Source organism: Pseudomonas sp. FSL R10-1339, from assembly GCF_009600545.1.
GTDB classification, from domain to species: domain Bacteria; phylum Pseudomonadota; class Gammaproteobacteria; order Pseudomonadales; family Pseudomonadaceae; genus Aquipseudomonas; species Aquipseudomonas bubulae.
On sequence record NZ_WIVQ01000254.1, the window covers coordinates 1 to 586 of the forward strand.

The following is a 586-nucleotide window of genomic DNA, read 5'->3' on the forward strand; positions in this document are numbered from 1 at the left end:
GGTTTTTCTTTGTTTGTCAGGCCGGAATTTTATACCTGTTCAGGTAATGATGTAAACGCGGCAACCTCAAGGAGGTGTCGTAAAACATTTGTTTTGCGACAGGCTGTCAGCCGCCGCTGTGCTACCTGTGCAACACCCCCTCAAAAATGTACGGAAAACTCTATCGCTATTCACTATTATGCGGAAACCTGTTTTTGATGGTTATCCGCCTATGTTGGTTGGCTACATGCGCGTGTCGTCGGACTCCGACCGCCAGAGCACGGACTTGCAGCGCGACGCGCTGCTCGCCGCCGGCGTCGATCCGCGTCACCTGTTTGAGGATCGTGCCTCTGGCGCGAAGGATGACCGTGCCGGCTTGGCGCGGGCGCTTGAGTTCGTTCGAGCCGGCGATGTGCTGGTGGTGTGGAAACTCGACCGGCTCGGTCGCTCGCTGTCGCACCTGCTCGCCATTGTGACTTCGCTCAAGGACAAGCGGGTGTCGTTCCGCTCGCTGACAGAGAACCTGGACACTACGACGCCCTCGGGCGAATTCCTGTTCCAGGTGTTCGGTGCGCTCGCGCAGTACGAGCGCGCCTTGATTCAGGAG

2 protein-coding genes are annotated in these 586 nt (G+C 57.8%); both read left to right on the top strand.

Features of this window, described 5'->3' with window-relative positions:
• A partial coding sequence (locus tag GHO03_RS25415) for a hypothetical protein (protein WP_218574335.1) occupies window positions 1–198 on the top strand: 198 nt, incomplete at its 5' end.
• 13 nt (window positions 199–211) lie between these two features.
• Window positions 212–586 (top strand): recombinase family protein (locus GHO03_RS24690; protein ID WP_178110383.1); only part of this gene is annotated, 375 nt, incomplete at its 3' end.